The organism is Thiothrix caldifontis, assembly GCF_900107695.1.
GTDB lineage: Bacteria > Pseudomonadota > Gammaproteobacteria > Thiotrichales > Thiotrichaceae > Thiothrix > Thiothrix caldifontis.
Map to the genome: position 1 here is coordinate 145495 of NZ_FNQP01000002.1, position 17163 is coordinate 162657.

Consider the following 17163-nt stretch of genomic DNA (forward strand, 5'->3'; position numbering starts at 1 on the left):
TGCTATCCCTGCATTTAGCCACGTAATCTATTGCTTGAAGCCTTCCCCGACCAGCGGGGAAGGCTCTGCAACTAACGGAGCGGTTGACCCGCCGGTTTATTGAACCTTGGTGCTGAACCGGACAGTCGCTTGTTGACCCGGCTGTAAATCCCCACCCAATTGGCTGGCAGGTACGGAACCTGTACCAACATAGAAGGCAATGTCACTACCAACGATTTCACCTTCGTTGGTCACAGCAGCCGGTGCACAACCCAGATTCAAGCAGTACTTGAGGCTATTGACTTCATACGTGCTGTAGGCCGGAACCTTATCGCGGATAATCACGTTTTTCGCCAAAGCGTCACCTTGGTTTTCGGACTGAATCTGCCAGATGGCACATTCGGTTGGTGCTACTTCAGTGGTCAGATTCGCCTGGAACGTGCCTTCAGGCGTACCGTCACAGTTGGCATCAATGGCGACTTGCTTATCCAGACGCACCTGACCGAGGATCACGATGGAGACATCTTCCACAGAAGTCGATGGCCCTGTGCCGATATTGGTTGCATAGAGCGTCAAGACATCGGTCTGCCCCGGTGCGGCACTGGAAGGTGCGAACACGGTTGGTGTCAGGTCAAACTTCTCACCCGGATTCATGGTCACCTCAGGGTTGCCATCATTATCCGCGTCGGTAACAGGAATATTCACCACATTACCAGCCACATCCACACCCTTGATCACATCACCGGGTTGCAACTCAGCCAGCGTTTTATCGGGAATACCATCACCATTAGTATCCACTTTAACGGTATTACCCCATGACTCGCCACTTAGGGAGTTAGCCGATGTCAGCTCCAGCGTTTCAGTGGTGTTACCCGTATTTTCCAGCGTATTGATGTAGTTCACGGAACCACCCGGCTGAATTTGGTTACTACCCGGCGGGGTCAGTTCCACTTGTGCCAGATTTTCCACATCAATAGCGTCCAACATAATGTCAGAAGCACCACTGTTAGCCGAGGTGATGCTGATGAAGACCGGTTGATCACCATCACCATCGAGATTGGCATCCATAATATCCGGTGTGCCGTCGCCATTATTGTCTGCCAGGTAGTCAGCCAAGGCATACGCGGGGTCATTAGGAATGGTGACAACGGCTACGTATTGGTTGGTTGCTGCATTCCCCAAAGAACCGGCAGGTAACAGCGCCGTACTGGTCAACGGGCTACCGGTAGGGTTGCCACTGGCATCGGCCTTGTAGAACAGTGCACTCCAACCCGTCGGCAAACCACCGACCGTTGTACCATTCCAACTGCTACCAATGCTGAACTGGAAGGAGTCGGAAGAGCCGGAACCATTGTCGATATACAATGGAATCTTGACTGTGCTACCTACGGTGGCTGCCATTGCCTGGCGAGTACCGGGGTTTGTGCCATGATTGATATTGTAAGGTGCTGTCCCCAGTGCGTCTTCATTTGCCGATGTACCGGCGCTGCCTGTATTGTCGAACAAGTCAACGCCTGCTGCGGAGATAGCCTGCAATTGCAGTGTGGTCGTATCGCTAACGGTTGTTGGCGCAGTCGCTGATGTAGCAGTCAAAGTCACTATTCCGCCGTTGGCGGCATTGGTTGGCAACTGGGCTTTAACCACAATACGGGCAGTATCGCCCGATTCCAGCATCCCGGTATCGACACCACCTTTGGAGTTGGTGTCCACCAGTTGCACCGTGCCGCTTGCATTCCAGTAAGTAAACACTGTCCCAGGCGGGAAGCTGCTGCCACTGGTCGTCAGTTCAAACGTATCGCGACCCGTGCCATTATTGGTGACATCCACAGAGAACCATACCGCAGAACCCGGCGGCGCAGTGGTTACCAACTGTACGTCATCGAGCGTATTATCATCCAGACCATCGTTATGCGGGGCCGACTTGGCATTATCACCGGTATCGTCCGTTACAACCCCATAAAGCTGTGGCAAAACCGTTTGCACCGGGTTGGAAGGCACAATCACTGGCGGTGTTATTGCATTGCCATCCTGATCCGCTTTCAGGAAGCCGGTATTCTTCACAATGTCGCCTGCCGACCCCGGAATGCTGTTATTGTTGAAAGTCAGCGGATCATAAGCAACCCTGAAGGTCACACTGATGGTTGCCCCCGGTGCCAACGCAGCATCTTTTGCGTAAATACCCGGCAATATATCGACCATATCACCGTCTTTGTTCAAGTCAGCACCCGCAGTCGCTTCACTAAGGCTCTGACTAACCGGCAACGTATCACCATTGCCCGTCAACAAACCCGCCGCACTGGCAGAAACGAAACTGGTCTGCCCAGGGAGCGCATCGAAAATTTCAACATCCTGAGCAACCTGATTGCCGGTGTTGGTAACAGTTAAGGTATAGGCAATTTGGTTATTAGCCGCATCCAGCACCGCCGACTTGGTATGGTTCAGTACCGCATCATTGGCAACCGTGATCAACGTATGGTTGGTATTGTTCGCACTGTCGTAGCCACCACTACTGGTTAAATCCACAACGCTGCCATTGCTGGTCGTTGCTGTCAGTTTTGCATACAACTTATTACCAGCAGTTGCCGTTGCAGGGACTTTTACGGCCATGACCAATGCCACACTCTGACCACCAGTCAGTGTCACCGTACCACCAGCAGCCACCATCGTTTCACCGGCATCCGCCAGACCGTTCCCGTTGCTGTCGATGAACAACTGGATGCTGTCAGCAGTCAAGTCATCGCCGGTAATGTCTGCCACATTCAGCGTATAGGTATCTTTACCGTTACCGTTGTTGGTCAGGGTGTGTTGGGAGTAAACCATCTGACCGGCAGCAGCCGTTTTGGTGGTATCGACACCCAGTTCAGCCGCGTAGACCTGTTTGACCGTAATAACCGCTTCGTTGGATTGGGCACTGTACGTGTTACCGTTTTCGTCTTCATACGTCACAGTTGCCAAGTTTTTAATCTGTGTGCCAGCAGCCGTCGCTGCAATGACCGGGGACGCGTGCAGCATAATGCCACCTGCCAGCAACGCTGTTGCACAAGCGCCTGCCAGCTTATTCATCTGTAAAGGTTTCATGAATGACTCTCTTATTTAATTATTTTGTTTGAGATTATTGTTATTGCTTGGGGTTTGGGGTTTGGGGTTGGTTTGTTGCTACTTAACCAAAGTACGGTAAGTAAAGAGCTGGGTATCTCCTGTTGATAAAGGTTGTTTTAACATCCAGCGCACATGGGTGTATTCGCTAGGGGGAATGATTTTTTCCACTTTCTTACCTTGTTCATTGACGACAAGGCGTTTGACTGGCTCGTTCTCGAAAGTTTTGCCACCGTCAATACTCACGGTGAAATCAGCATCAGCTTGGGTGAGGGCTGTGTTGTCCATGTATTGGGTGGAACTGGGTACTGGCCCTGTGACCGCAATGCCTTTCAGGGGCGTCTTACCTGCGTTTTTGTATTCCATACGGTATTCGACAACCTGACCGGGTTCGACTTCGTTAGTCGCTTGCGCCATTTCCTTACCATCCTCACTCACAGTGATCAGGTAAGCCTGCATCGTGCTTTGCAACGGCGAGTTGCCGGATTCTGCGTGAACGGTGACAAGACTGCCCAAAGCAATGGAGCAGCCCAGAATAGTAGCCAACAGTGTTTTCTTAGAAAACATAGTGTTAATCCCTCTTATTATTGTAATCAATCTATAGCATACTTGACCTCATATGCTTGGACTTCATTATCAATAAACTCAGGGACTAGCGACAGCCTTACCCAGATAAATGGCTATACAGCCTATCGGTTAATCTTATGTATCAGCGAAGCGGATTTCACGGACATCCCACTCATCGTTACTGGCAGTCAACACCAAACAAGATGGCCCACCATGGTTGCGGGTCAGCCCTGCTGCACCAGGGTTCACTACCCACGGCAATGCACTTTTATCCTGCACCATTTTATGGGTATGCCCGTAAACAATTACGCGTGCATCAGGGTGTTGCGCCCGTAAGGAATCGTGACAAGGGGTGTGATGCCCGTGTTCATGCCCGTGTTCGATACAAATTTTCCCACCCGGCAACTCCAATTCACTTTTGGATGGCAGGGGAAAATCAATCATGCAACGCGGTTCATTGTTACCCGCTACTGCAATCACCATTGCACTTTTGGGCTGCATCGCCGCGAGTACATTTTCCCCGCAAATATCACCTGCATGAATGGCGTAATCACACTCGCGAATAATCTCAACAATACGCGGATCAAGATGCCCGTGTGTATCGGAAATAATAGCTACAGAAACAGTCATTGTTATCACCCTAAAACAGAGATTTTGCTGAATTGTCGCAAAAGCAAAAACCCGGCACAAGGCCGGGTCTTTGGAATGCTTGGTTAAGCCGAAGGCTTATTACCAGCGACCACCGCGTGAACCACCGCCGTTGCCACCGCCAAAACCACCACCGCTACGATTGTTATCGCGTGGCGCTTGTGGTTTTGCTTCGTTAACTTTCATACCGCGACCGCCCATATCCGCACCATTCAAGCCATCGATAGCTTTTTGAGCTTCGCTGCTGCTGGACATTTCTACGAATGCAAAGCCTTTGTTTTGCCCGGTATCACGGTCAGTGATAACGCTAACAGAAGTAACTTCGCCGTATTGAGCGAATTTATCTTGCAGACTTTGTTGAGTAACAGAATAAGGCAAATTGCCAACGTAAAGCTTAGTAGCCATGAGAACCTCCTTAAGGTTTTCGTAAACCGTTCAAGAGGATGTAGACAGGATGCCCGCAGACTCGATAGAAACGATGTAAAATGAAGCCTTAAGTATACAGGTTTTCTGGCGGGTGGATAGCCCGCCAATCAGATAAAACCGAAATAAGTCAGAAATTCGTGTGACTTGCTTAGTTTTTTGCTAAGCCTCATCCATACCACTGTTTAAAGCTGCTTGACGCTCCTCTTCAGCGCGTTTCAAGTGCAATTCGACAGCGGCTTTGTGACGCAGCTCAATAATGTCTTTACGTTCTTCCCAACGTTTTTCGAGAACGTTTTCGTGTGTAGGAATCGTTTGCTCATCAAACAACACTTGGCGTAACAAACGGAAGGCAAATTTCTGCAAAATCACATCATCTTGGAAAGCGGTTCGATCTTCGTCACTGAGAATATAAACTTTGGCAAAAGCAGGGCTTTCCACAAAACGGCGGAAACGGTCAATATCGAAACTGGCCATGAAATACAACTGGAAACTCAACGGGTCGGGCTTGCCTATTGCAGGCCCTGCTGATTTCTTCTTCAGCATCAACTGCATCCATTCACGATTGATTTCATCGTATTCCGGCACGCCTTGCTGCTGGCGGTAGTCCTTCACCGTAATAAACTGCTCACTTTTCCAACCTTGGCAATGAGATTCCTGATTACGGAAATAATATTGCACATCTTCAGCAGAACCTTGCGCACGGTGCGACAATAACCCCAAACCATAATAACGACAGGCGGCGGGGCGGTCTGCGTAAACACTACAGCCCTCTTCACGTACAAACAAACACGCTTTGGTTTCGTCAGTACGTAATTTGACACCGGGCGTACCGTGTCCATCTGTCTCAAACGGTACGGTGTGTTTATCGAGAAACTCGCTGGAAGTCATCCCCAACCGTTTTTTGAGGCGCAGAATATCATAAGGTGCAAGGGTTACATCTGCTGCTTTGCAGCAAATATTGAAGCAAGAAACGCCGGGGTGGCAGTTAAACTGAATTACGGTGTCATCCGTCAGCAGTTCGGGGACGAGGGAGCTTTGGAATTCCTCAGGAATATCGAGTTTTTCAGCCATGATCTTTCGTTACCGGGGTATGTACTATTAATGAAACAGTATAAAAAGAACGCCCCTGTTGTGCAAACAGGGGCGCTAGTTGTGGGGGCGTTAAGGTTTACAGCTCAAATGCTGGTAATTTTTTATCCAGCAATTCATGTTTCAGCGTCACGTATTTAGGCATACCGTTTTCGTATGGCGGGTAATCTTCACCTTCGATCAGCGGCTGTAAATATTCACGGCATGCATCGGTGATACCGTAGCCATCCTCACTGATGTACTCCAGCGGCATCATTTTTTCGACATTAGCAATATCTTTCAACTCACCTGAACCAATGTGCCAAGTGTACGGATTGTTCGAGGTACGGATAACCGCTGGCATGACAGAATTTTTGCCTTCCAACGCTAACTCAACGGCTGCTTTTCCGAGTGCATAGGCCTGTTCCACATCAGACTTAGAGGACAAGTGACGTGCTGCACGTTGCAAGTAGTCAGCAACTGCCCAGTGGAATTTATAACCCAGTGCATCTTTGATCATATTGGCAACCACAGGTGCTGCACCGCCCAATTGCGCATGACCGAACGAATCACGAGTCCCCTGCTCTGCCAAGAACGTACCGTCTGGATAATGGCAACCTTCGGACACCACGATGCTGCAATAGCCGTATTGCTTAACTTTTGCATCGACAGTCGCGAGGAATTTTTCCTGATTGAATTCAACTTCAGGGAACAAGATAACAACCGGAATATCGTTGCTGGCATCGGCTGCCAAACCACCTGCTGCTGCAATCCAACCTGCATGGCGACCCATGACTTCCAGCACGAAAATCTTGGTGGAAGTCGCGCACATGGAAGCGACATCATAACTCGCTTCACGCGTAGACACCGCAATGTACTTAGCAACCGAACCAAAACCAGGGCAATTGTCAGTCACAGGCAAATCGTTATCCACGGTTTTGGGGACGTGGATTGCTTGAATTGGGAAACCCATAGCATCCGCCAATTGGGAAACTTTCAGGCAAGTATCCGCCGAGTCTCCGCCACCATTGTAGAAGAAGTAACCGATATTGTGCGCTTTGAATACCTCGATCAAACGGTCATATTCGCGCTTGTTCTTTTCCAAGCTTTTCATTTTATAACGGCACGAACCGAATGCACCGGATGGGGTATGCCGCAATGCCGCAACATCTGCATCGGAAATTTTGCTGGTATCGATCAAGTTTTCCAGCAATGCGCCGATAATACCGTTTTGACCCGCGTATACCGTGCCGATTTTGTCGCTGTGCTGGCGGGCGGTTTCAATCACACCACAAGCCGAAGCATTGATAACGGCGGTAACACCACCGGATTGTGCGTAAAAAGCATTCTTAACGGTCATCACTCAAACTCCTCTATGCAATCTCTCAAACTAACGTGTGGGTATCTATTTCATTACGCTTTGGGAAAATTCTGTTGGCGCTCGCTCTCATGGTCTGCCTGCAAACGCAGCAGGAAGAGCACGCAGTCGCCTAAATCGGTGTATTCCTCAATGCCGGTATTGAATTGTTCTTTGGCAGAGTAGAAAAATTGTGAACGGTAGCGGCTCTCGCCGGTTTTGGCGACGAGGAAAGTGCAACCGTTATGTTCCCAATACATGGCGGGACAAGCGGTGACGTCACGATCTGCTTTAGAAAGCCGCAGTTCGACTTCGACTTCCTCTGCCACGATGCCGCCGTTGCGCCAACGTTCATTAATGCTTTGCTGGATAATGGATTTTTCGAGGTCGGTCAGATCAGGAACTGCCATAACATGCTGCCTCTGTTATTTAATGAATAGTGGTATTACCAAAGTCAGTCGGTGCGCCGGACTCAATGCCATGCAGCAATTCATCTTTGCTGGCATCGCGGATCGCAATGACTTTGACGTGAAAGGTCATGGTTTGCCCAGCAAACGGGTGATTGCCGTCCAGGGTAACAGAATCCTCGGTGACACTGGTCACTCGGAAGGTTTTAATTTCGCCATTTTCGGATTGAAATTGTGCTTCCGCACCGATTTTGCGGTACGGCGGTGGTACATGCTCAATGTCTTGCACCAAAATAAGGTCAGCATCGGCTTCACCCCAAGCACCATCAACTGCCGGAACATCAACAGACACTTCATCACCCACACGGCAACCAACCAAGGCTTTTTCCACCACGTCATACAAGCGATTATGACGCATGAACACCATGCTCAAGGGCAAATCCACTTGCTCCATAATCTCGCCATGACGGTCAGCGATGCGGTAAGTGAACTGGACTACCTTGCCAGCAGCCACTTTTTCGGGAGATGCAGTCATTGTTGCTCCTAAAATCTTGCTCCCTTCACCCCTTGCGGGGGAAGGGCTGGGGATAGGGGTTTTTCTTAACCCAATGCCGCGAAAATATTGTCGCGGATAGCGTCAACCGAACCCACGCCTTCAATACGGATATAACGCGGGGCATTGGCTTCGCCCGAAGCAGCCCACGCAGAGTAATAGCCGATCAGTGGTGCGGTTTGCGCATGATACACTTCCAGACGCTTCAGTACGGTTTCTTCCGCATCGTCAGCGCGTTGAATCAGGTCTTCGCCGGTTTCGTCGTCTTTGCCTTCAACTTTTGGCGGATTGAATACAACGTGGTAAGTACGCCCGGATGCCACATGAACCCGACGACCGCTCATGCGACGCACGATTTCAGCATCTTCAACCGCGATTTCAACCACTGCATCAATATCAACACCTTGGGTTTTCAGGGATTCAGCTTGCGCCAAAGTACGTGGGAAACCGTCAAATAAGAAACCATTGGCACAATCGGCTTCAGCCGTGCGCTCTTTAACCAGACCGAGAATGATATCGTCAGAAACCAGACCGCCTGCATCCATGACTTTTTTGGCCGCGATGCCCATTTCCGTGCCTGCTTTTACCGCAGCACGTAGCATGTCGCCCGTGGAAATTTGTGGGATGTTGTATTTTTCTTTGATGAACCCGGCTTGTGTGCCTTTGCCCGCACCAGGGCCGCCTAACAGAATAACTTTCATGTGGTGAACTCCTCTCTCCAGATTTACTACCGTAGATAACAATCAGGGCATCATGAGATGCCCTGATTTGGCCTAAACCCGATAGTAAGGTTTAGAGCTGTGATCAAGCAACCCCTTAGTGGGCAGCAGGCTTGAACAGCTTGGACTTATCAACCAAGTCTTTGTGAGCGCGTTTGAACACAGTCCACTGCTTAGTTTCTTTGTCGTAAACAGAGTTTACGAAGCAATGCCAGTTTTCTTCATCCACATAGTTGTGGTCCATGCGATAGTAGAAACCAGGGTAACGGCTTTCTTGACGGAATTGGATGTGCTTCATGTGCGCCTCAGCCGTCAGGATACGGTGATAGTTTTCCCATGCGCGGAGCAATTCGTGCAGGTCTTTTGCACGCATTTTCATCGCATCTTCTTTCAACATACCCAGTTTTTCTTCCGCTACTGCCAACATGTGACCGTTGGTAGTGTAGTAAGTCGCAACACCTGCAACATACTCGTCCATGATTTTCTGGAGACGGAACTGCAACATACGTGGAGTGATGTAGTGTGGGTTTACATCAATCGCTGTGGTGTAGTCTTTGTGTTCCAAGAAAGTACGGACTGGGCGGTAGATTTCTTCAACTAACGTTTCAACCGGGGTATCCAGTGTTGGTGTCCAGTCTTTGTTGTCCATAACGAACTTAACCATAGACTGTGCAGCCATACGGCCTTCAGTGTGTGAACCGGAAGAGAACTTGTGACCAGAAGCACCAACGCCGTCACCCGCAGTGAACAGGCCGCGTACAGTGGTCATACCACGGTAGCCCCAGTTCCAGCCTTGTGGCAGGTGAGCTGGGATCTTGTCTGCTTCAGGATGCTCTTCAGTAGTAGGAGCGCCAACGTCTTCAGGACCGGAAGCCCAGATACCGCAGCAGCCTGAGTGTGAACCCAGCAGGTACGGTTCGGTAGGCATCAGTTCGGAGTTTTTCTTTTCTGGTTCGATGTTTTCACCAACCCAGATACCGCACTGACCGATACACATGTCGAGGAAGTCTTCCCACGCTTCTGCTTCCAAGTGCTTTACTTCACGAGGAGACAGGGTTTCGCGCAGTTTGCCCAGAGCGGTAACGGTATCCATGTAGATTGGACCACGACCTTCTTTCATTTCCTTGAGCATCAAGTGGTTACGCAAGCAAGATGCTGGAACCGCTGCTTGACCATACGGAGGATAGTCGTTCAGCAATTCTTTGTTCTTGGTCATGTAGACTTCGCCATAGGCGTTAGTCGCTTGAGCTTTGAACAGCAGGAACCATGCACCAACCGGACCGTAGCCGTCTTTGAAACGGGCTGGAACGAAACGGTTTTCCATCATGGTCAGTTCTGCACCGGCTTCAGCAGCCATGGTGTAGGTGGAACCTGCGTTCCATACTGGATACCATGCACGACCTTGGCCTTCACCAACGGAACGTGGACGGAAGATGTTTACGCAACCACCGGCTACCAACAGGCAAGCCTTGAATTTGTAAACGTATACTTTGTCTTCACGAGTAGAGAAGCCAACAGCACCGGCAACGCGGTTCTTGTCGTTAGCATCATTGACCAGCTTAACGATGAAAACACGTTCCTGAATGTTGTCAGAACCCAGTGCTTTCTTGGCAGCTTCAGCAACGATCCACTTGTAGGATTCGCCGTTGATCATGATCTGCCATTTACCGGAACGAACAGGGTCGCCGCCGTCTTTCAACAGCTTGCCGCCTTCTTTCGGCCAAGTAGCACCGTCAAAACGTTCGCCGTTAACCGTTTTCCAGATTGGGAGACCCCATTCTTCAAACAAATGCACGGAATCGTCAACGTTACGACCCAAGTCGTAAGCCAAGTCGTCACGGGTAATACCCATCAGGTCGTTGGAGACCATGCGAGCGTAGTCCGCTGGGTCTTGGTGTGGACCGATGTAAGTGTTGATCGCTGACAAACCTTGTGCAACTGCGCCAGAACGATCCATTGCTGCTTTGTCAACCAACTTAACGGTGATGTCAACGCCAGCGTCTTTCGCTGCGCCGATCCAAGGCATGATTTCATACGCCGCGCCACACGCAGCCATACCGCCACCGATGATCAGGATGTCCACTTCTTCTTGGACAACTTCTGGATTACCAAATGTACCTGCCATTTGTGTTTCCTCAATGCTTAAATGTTAATAACGAAGCGTAATTACTTGCAGATCAGTTCAGCCGGATTACCAGCGCGGTAGCCACCCATGACATCTTTAGTCAGCAGTGCTTTACCGATGTTAGCCAGATCAGCTTTCGGCTTGCCGCCGTAGCAGTCAATGGAACCTTCTGGGGTAGTACGGATTGGGAATTTGAAACGCTTCATTACACCGTTACGGAACTTGATAGACCACATGATGGAGTCTTGACCGCGCAAAGGCTGTACAGAACCACCGAGTGGTACAACGTCAGCATAGTGACGTGCTTCAATGGCGTTGGAAGGGCAGATTTTAACGCAGGAATAGCATTCCCAGCATTGATCCGGCTCTTGGTTATACGCTTTCATCGCGTGACCTGTGGCAGAACCGTCAACGTCCAGCTTCATCAGGTTATGCGGGCAGATGTACATGCAAGCGGTGCGGTCGCCGCCCTTGCAGCCATCACATTTGTCAGTACGTACAAACGTAGGCATTGTGTAACTCCTTCAAATTAATTGTATTGCTACATACGGTCACAGAACTCAACCAGTGAAGCCTGTTGCCCTTTCCTCAAAGCTCAGACTGCACCAGAGATACTTTAAACAGACTTAGCTGTTCTCACTTTGATAATAATCGATCAGGATCTGGGCGACTTCAGGGCGCGAAAACTCTTTTGGTGGTGCAATGCCCTGACCCAGCATTTCACGAACTTTAGTGCCAGAAAGCAGGACAAAATCTTCCTTCTGATGATCGGGTGCTTCGCACATCATCACAACCTTATCCAACTTCTTGGAGTAAGCCGTATGGTCTGCACGGAAAATTTCGATCTTAAGCGCATCCTTAGGCACTTCATTATCGAAAATTTCCTGAGCATCAAATGCACCGTAATGATCGCCAACACCGGCATGGTCACGACCAATAATGAAATGCGTCGCCCCCATGTTTTGGCGGAATACGGCATGTAATACCGCTTCTTTTGGTCCTGCGTACAACATGTCGAAACCGTAACCCGTTACCATCGCGCTGTTTGGCGGGAAGTACAGCTCAACCATCTTGCGGATGGCAGCATCACGTACTGGAGCGGGGATGTCCCCCTTCTTCAGCTTGCCCAGTAGCATGTGGATGACCAAACCATCACAGCCGAGGCGATCCATAGCCATGTGGCACAGTTCTTCGTGCGCTAGGTGCATCGGATTACGGGTCTGGAAGGCAACGACTTTCTTCCAACCGCGCTCGGTGATTTCGTTGCGGATTTCAACCGCAGTACGGAAAGTGTCAGGGAATTCGCTCTGAAAGTAGGAAAAGTTCAGTACCTTGATCGGCCCTGACAGGCAAAACTTGCCTTGGGAATTGAACGTATCCGCGCCGATGTGCGCTTCACCTTCAGCAGGACGATAAATCTGCTGGGTCATGGTGGCCATTTCTGCATCGGTGAATGCTTCGACAGCTTCGACATCCATGACGGCCAGTACCGGATGGCCTTCCACGTTGGGGTCTCTCAAGGCAATGCGATCACCCGCTTTGATGCTGCCAGCATCTTCAACCAGGTTCAGCACTGGCGTTGGCCAAAACAAGCCAGACGTGGTGTGCATATTGCTCGCGACTGACAGCGCATCGGCCTTGTTCATATAGCCAGTGAGCGGGTTGAAGTAACCACCACCGAGCATCACAGCATTTGCTGCTGTCGCAGAGCTGACGACGATTGAAGCAAGACCTTCTGCTTCTTTCTGGAGCGCTTCGTTTTCAGCACTGTCATATACGAATAATGGATTCAGTTCCTCAGAACCATGAGGCTTGATCATGCCAATCTCCCGTAAGTGTGGTACTCGCCAAATCTTGTGTAGATTTTCAAGTGACCAACACCAATTCTATCTAGCATAGAAAAATTTCATTAGCCACTTGCTTGAAATTTTGAACCACGCACACTCTATACAATTTTAGTGCATAAACCAATGGGTTTGTTTCTTCGATATGATAAGCAAAATCTATTAACAACACCTCTAAATGCTTATATTTAAAGAATATTATTACATTATAATATAGCAATACGCTTACATTGAATTAGTTGATTTTATTACTAGGTTATTCGCAATTACCTGAATATACGTCAGGTTTTGGCTTTTGCGAGCCGTTGCAGCCACACATCCAGCCCTTGTGCATTCAGGGTAGCATCGACCCGCAGTAATTCACGAATATCCCCTTCGGGAAGGTTAACACCATGTTCAGCTATCTCTTCAAGCCAGGTCAAAAAAATCTGCTCTTTGAGCGTATCAACGCGCCCTTCTGGTGCATTTTTCAGGGTTAACGCTAGGTTACTCAAAGCTTCGATGCTGGCACGTAGTTTGGGGAATAAAACAGCGACATCCGTAACCTGCCCGTAATGCGTTAGCAGCATCGCGGCGGGTTGTAACGCCTCCAATTTATCGAGGCTCTGTTGCCACTCGTTGGGTGAAAATGCCACAGGTGTTGTCGGGGCAAAGATCCATGCGCCCTTAGCCGTCGCAAACTCGCGGTAACAAATGCCGAACGTATCGCCGGTGAAACAATAGCGGCTGCTTGCATCAAAAATACAACCGTGGTGATTGGCGTGTCCCGGTGTGTCGTAAAACGTCAAGCGTCGCCCATTCAGTTCCACCACATAGCCATCGTCGGTGGCAGCGATAACACGCTCAGCAGGCACAGGCACTAATTTGCCATAATCTTTAGCAAAACCTTCCGCACCGTACACAGCCGTAGCACCTGCTTGTAATTTGGAAGGATCAATCATGTGCGGTGCGCCTTTGGGATGCACAATCATCGTCGCATTCGGGCAACGCGCCATCAGCTCACCTGCCCCACCTGCGTGATCCAAATGCACATGGGTAGGGATGACATAGCGCACATTGTCAGCACTCAAACCCAGCTCTACCAACACCGCCATCAATCTGGGAATGGTGTGATAAGTGCCGGTATCGACAAACGCCACCGCATCCCCTTCGCGGATCAGATAACAGGCTGCCATCTGAGCACGGTAAAGGTCGGTATCAATACAATAAACACCGTGACCCAAGTCTTCGTAGCGTGTCGCCATGCCCTTTCCTCCAAGAAATTACTGTTGCAGTGCAGCAGTATAAACTGAAATACGCGGAATTTGTCACGTGAGGTAGCAATTTGCGTATAATCGGGATACCTTACCATCACAGTCAGATAAAAGGAGGCGGCTATGGCACGCACCCCATCCACCATGTTAGAGCTTGGCACAGATGCTCCTGATTTCACGCTATTAGAGCCAGCTAGTGGCAATCTTATCGCCAAACAAGATTTTTCGGGCAAACCGTTATTGGTTGCCTTCATTTGTAACCATTGCCCTTATGTGATTTTGATCCGTGACGTGTTCGCGCAACTGGCAAAAGATTATCAGGAACGCGGTGTCGCCGTGGTCGCCATCAATGCTAACGATGTCGCCAATTACCCCGATGACAGCCCCGAAAAAATGATCGAAGCTGTACACGCACACGGTTACACCTTCCCGTATTTGTATGACGACACGCAAGAGGTGGCGAAAGCCTATAAGGCAGCTTGCACCCCTGACATTTTCCTCTTCGACGCACACCATCAGTTGTTTTATCGTGGGCAATTTGACGATGCCCGCCCGCAAGGGGATGTACCCGTGACCGGCAATGATTTGCGCCATGCACTGGATCGGTTACTGGACAACATGTACCCTCCCGATGAGCAAAAACCCTCACTGGGCTGCAATATCAAATGGAAAGCAGGCAACGAACCGAACTATTAGTGCGGAGTAAACGTTGATGATGAAAGCGCATACACCTGCGGATATTCTCGATTTTTGGTACACTCCACCACTACCAGAGCATTGGTTTGCCTCAACACCTGCGCTGGATGCCGACATCCACCAACGCTTTGGTGCATTGTGGGAACAAGCCGCCGCCGGGGAACTTGACGCCTGGCAAGCTTCACCCGAAGGCTGCTTGGCGCTCTGCATTGTATTGGATCAATTCCCCCTCAACATGTTTCGCGGGGAAACGCGTAGCTTTTCTACCGAGCAACATGCTGTTGCCGTTACCAAACACGCAGTGCAGCAGGGTTTCGACCAATTATTGCCGCCAGAACGGCGCATTTTTCTCTACATGCCACTGATGCACAGCGAACACCTAGTTGATCAGGATGAATCTGTGCGCTTGTTTGAGATCGCAGGGCTAGAGGCAAATGCGCGTTTCGCCCGCCATCATCGCGAAATCGTGCGCCAGTTTGGGCGCTTTCCGCACCGCAACACAGCATTAGGACGCGAAAGCACAGCGGAAGAACAGGCGTATTTAGCATCCAAAGAAGCATTTACGGGCTGAAATCGCTCCCAGCCTTGCAGTAAATTAGCCTAGCGCCACACTTGGGAATATAATCCCCGCTTGAACTTACACACAGCGGATACTCCCCCATGAAACGCCCTGAACTGCTTGCCCCAGCGGGTACACTCAAATCCATGCGCCACGCCTTCGCCTACGGTGCGGATGCGGTCTACGCCGGACAACCGCGCTACTCGCTGCGGGTGCGCAATAACGAATTTAAAAACGACAACCTCGCACTCGGTATTGCCGAAGCGCATTCATTGGGCAAGCAATTTTTCGTCGCGGCGAACATTTCCCCGCACAACAGCAAAATCAAAACCTTTATGGAAGATCTTGCGCCCGTGATTGCGATGAATCCCGACGCGCTGATCATGGCAGACCCCGGCTTGATCATGTTGGTACGCGAAAAATGGCCAGAAATGCCCATCCACCTTTCCGTGCAAGCCAATACGGTGAACTACGCCACTGTGAAATTCTGGCAAAGCCTCGGCTTGACCCGCGTGATTTTGTCGCGGGAATTATCGCTGGATGAAATCGCCGAAATCCGCCAAGAGTGCCCGGATATGGAGTTGGAAGTCTTCGTCCACGGCGCATTGTGCATTGCCTATTCCGGGCGTTGCCTGCTCTCTGGCTATTTCAACCACCGCGACCCGAATCAAGGCACTTGCACCAATGCCTGCCGCTGGGAATACAAAACCACCGAAGCCGTCGAAGCAGCGGAAGGCAAATTCGTCCCTAAAGAAGCCGTGTTGTCGATGGATGTGTTTAACCAAGCGCAAAGCATGGGCAGTTGCGGCAATCAGGAACGCCATCCACTCGCGGATAAGGTGTATTTCCTCGAAGAAACCAACCGCCCCGGCGAACTCATGCCCGTCATGGAAGACGAACACGGCACGTACATCATGAATTCCAAGGATTTACGCGCTGTTGAACACGTCCAAAAACTCACCGAAATTGGCGTAGATTGCCTGAAAATCGAAGGGCGCACCAAATCGCATTACTACGTGGCGCGTACTGCACAAACCTACAAACAAGCCATTGATGACGCAATGGCAGGGCGCAGCTTCGACCCCAAATTGCTGGGCGTGTTGGAAAATCTCGCGAATCGCGGTTACACCGACGGCTTTTACGAACGCCACCATACTCACGACTACCAAAACTACATGCAAGGCGCATCAATGGGGCATCAGCAGCAATTCGTTGCCGAAGCCATGCGTGTTGACCGTGAACATGGCTGGATCGAGTTGGATGTGAAAAATCGTTTCAGCGTGGGGGATCGGCTGGAAATGGTGTTACCGGAAGGCAACCGCGAACTGGTACTGGAATGCATGGAAAACATGGATGGTATTCCCGTCACCACCGCGCCGGGGAGCGGTCACAAAATGCGTATTCCGCTGCCCCAAGGCGTGGATAGCGATATGATTTTGGTCAGCCGGTTTTTGTAATATTGCAGGCAACGGGAGAGCAGCCGTTCATGTGTCGTGCTGCTCTATCGTCGTCCCTTCCTCCTGATCCAACTGCACCTGCTCCAACGCCCGCCCGCGTAAGATCGCACGCCCATGCCGCCGTTCCACCCCTTGAACACTGAATTCAAACCCGTAAATGCGTCGCCACACCAAATGCCCCTGACGATTACGGGTAGGTTTCATGCTTTCCAGCGACACGGTTTGATCCAAAAGCTGCACATCAATCTCACGACATGCCCTCTCAGCCGCCGCGACCGCACGTTCACGTGCATTCATCGAGTCGATCCAAAACCAAACACCTAGCCCTAACAACCCCAATAACAGCAAATTTTCCATTTTTGTCCTTGAAAATAGTAGAATGCACCCATTATTACGGAAATCTGCTAAC

The 17163-nt window shown here is 50.3% G+C and carries 17 protein-coding genes; 3 read left to right on the forward strand and 14 right to left on the reverse strand.

From position 1 onward, the window contains the following. Positions 1 to 96 precede the first annotated feature (96 nt). The 13 genes from BLV87_RS02025 to BLV87_RS02085 all read right to left on the reverse strand — a co-directional run bounded on the left by BLV87_RS02025 (position 97) and on the right by BLV87_RS02085 (position 14033). Entirely contained in the window at positions 97 to 3057 is a 2961-nt protein-coding gene (locus tag BLV87_RS02025; RefSeq protein WP_093064876.1) for a beta strand repeat-containing protein, read from the reverse strand. Between the two features lie 78 nt (positions 3058 to 3135). Beyond that, positions 3136 to 3642: a hypothetical protein gene (locus BLV87_RS02030; RefSeq protein WP_093064878.1), complete on the reverse strand. Its 507-nt coding sequence runs from the start codon at positions 3640 to 3642 to the stop codon at positions 3136 to 3138. 135 nt (positions 3643 to 3777) lie between these two features. Beyond that, complete coding sequence (locus BLV87_RS02035; protein ID WP_093064880.1) at positions 3778 to 4272, reverse strand: metallophosphoesterase family protein; 495 nt, start codon at positions 4270 to 4272, stop codon at positions 3778 to 3780. A gap of 99 nt (positions 4273 to 4371) precedes the next feature. Next, the gene (locus tag BLV87_RS02040; RefSeq protein ID WP_093064882.1) at positions 4372 to 4695 is read right to left on the reverse strand and encodes an RNA recognition motif domain-containing protein; all 324 of its coding nucleotides are present in this window, start codon (positions 4693 to 4695) and stop codon (positions 4372 to 4374) included. Between the two features lie 180 nt (positions 4696 to 4875). After that, entirely contained in the window at positions 4876 to 5787 is a 912-nt protein-coding gene (locus tag BLV87_RS02045) for a YkgJ family cysteine cluster protein (RefSeq protein WP_093064884.1), read from the reverse strand. A 97-nt stretch (positions 5788 to 5884) separates the two neighbouring features. Beyond that, positions 5885 to 7144, reverse strand: a complete 1260-nt coding sequence (locus BLV87_RS02050; RefSeq protein ID WP_093064886.1) for a 6-phosphofructokinase — start codon at positions 7142 to 7144, stop codon at positions 5885 to 5887. Positions 7145 to 7197: 53 nt separating this feature from the next. Further along, the gene (locus BLV87_RS02055; protein ID WP_093064888.1) at positions 7198 to 7551 is read right to left on the reverse strand and encodes a hypothetical protein; all 354 of its coding nucleotides are present in this window, start codon (positions 7549 to 7551) and stop codon (positions 7198 to 7200) included. 19 nt (positions 7552 to 7570) lie between these two features. Further along, positions 7571 to 8083 carry an FKBP-type peptidyl-prolyl cis-trans isomerase gene (locus BLV87_RS02060; RefSeq protein ID WP_093064890.1) on the reverse strand — a complete coding sequence of 171 codons (513 nt, stop codon included), beginning with the start codon at positions 8081 to 8083 and terminating at the stop codon, positions 7571 to 7573. A gap of 65 nt (positions 8084 to 8148) precedes the next feature. Continuing rightward, complete coding sequence (adk, locus tag BLV87_RS02065; protein ID WP_093064892.1) at positions 8149 to 8802, reverse strand: adenylate kinase; 654 nt, start codon at positions 8800 to 8802, stop codon at positions 8149 to 8151. A gap of 115 nt (positions 8803 to 8917) precedes the next feature. Next, positions 8918 to 10945, reverse strand: coding sequence for an adenylyl-sulfate reductase subunit alpha (gene aprA / locus BLV87_RS02070; protein WP_093064894.1), 2028 nt, complete (start codon positions 10943 to 10945; stop codon positions 8918 to 8920). Positions 10946 to 10986: 41 nt separating this feature from the next. Continuing rightward, positions 10987 to 11457: an adenylyl-sulfate reductase subunit beta gene (gene aprB / locus BLV87_RS02075; protein WP_093064896.1), complete on the reverse strand. Its 471-nt coding sequence runs from the start codon at positions 11455 to 11457 to the stop codon at positions 10987 to 10989. Positions 11458 to 11571: 114 nt separating this feature from the next. Beyond that, positions 11572 to 12765, reverse strand: coding sequence for a sulfate adenylyltransferase (gene sat, locus BLV87_RS02080; RefSeq protein WP_093064898.1), 1194 nt, complete (start codon positions 12763 to 12765; stop codon positions 11572 to 11574). 305 nt (positions 12766 to 13070) lie between these two features. Beyond that, on the reverse strand, positions 13071 to 14033 hold the full coding sequence (locus BLV87_RS02085) for an MBL fold metallo-hydrolase (RefSeq protein WP_093064900.1): 963 nt from the start codon (positions 14031 to 14033) through the stop codon (positions 13071 to 13073). 132 nt (positions 14034 to 14165) lie between these two features. On the opposite strand from BLV87_RS02085, the gene BLV87_RS02090 reads away from it, so the two are divergent. From BLV87_RS02090 to trhP, 3 genes are all read left to right on the forward strand, one after another. Further along, positions 14166 to 14738, forward strand: coding sequence for a thioredoxin family protein (locus BLV87_RS02090; protein WP_093064902.1), 573 nt, complete (start codon positions 14166 to 14168; stop codon positions 14736 to 14738). 16 nt (positions 14739 to 14754) lie between these two features. Further along, the gene (locus BLV87_RS02095) at positions 14755 to 15309 is read left to right on the forward strand and encodes a DUF924 family protein (protein ID WP_245706879.1); all 555 of its coding nucleotides are present in this window, start codon (positions 14755 to 14757) and stop codon (positions 15307 to 15309) included. An 89-nt stretch (positions 15310 to 15398) separates the two neighbouring features. Continuing rightward, positions 15399 to 16754, forward strand: a complete 1356-nt coding sequence (gene trhP / locus BLV87_RS02100) for a prephenate-dependent tRNA uridine(34) hydroxylase TrhP (protein WP_093064904.1) — start codon at positions 15399 to 15401, stop codon at positions 16752 to 16754. 27 nt (positions 16755 to 16781) lie between these two features. Here the strand turns inward: trhP and BLV87_RS02105 are convergent, their stop codons facing one another. Continuing rightward, the gene (locus BLV87_RS02105; protein ID WP_093064906.1) at positions 16782 to 17111 is read right to left on the reverse strand and encodes a DUF3301 domain-containing protein; all 330 of its coding nucleotides are present in this window, start codon (positions 17109 to 17111) and stop codon (positions 16782 to 16784) included. Positions 17112 to 17163: the final 52 nt, after the last annotated feature.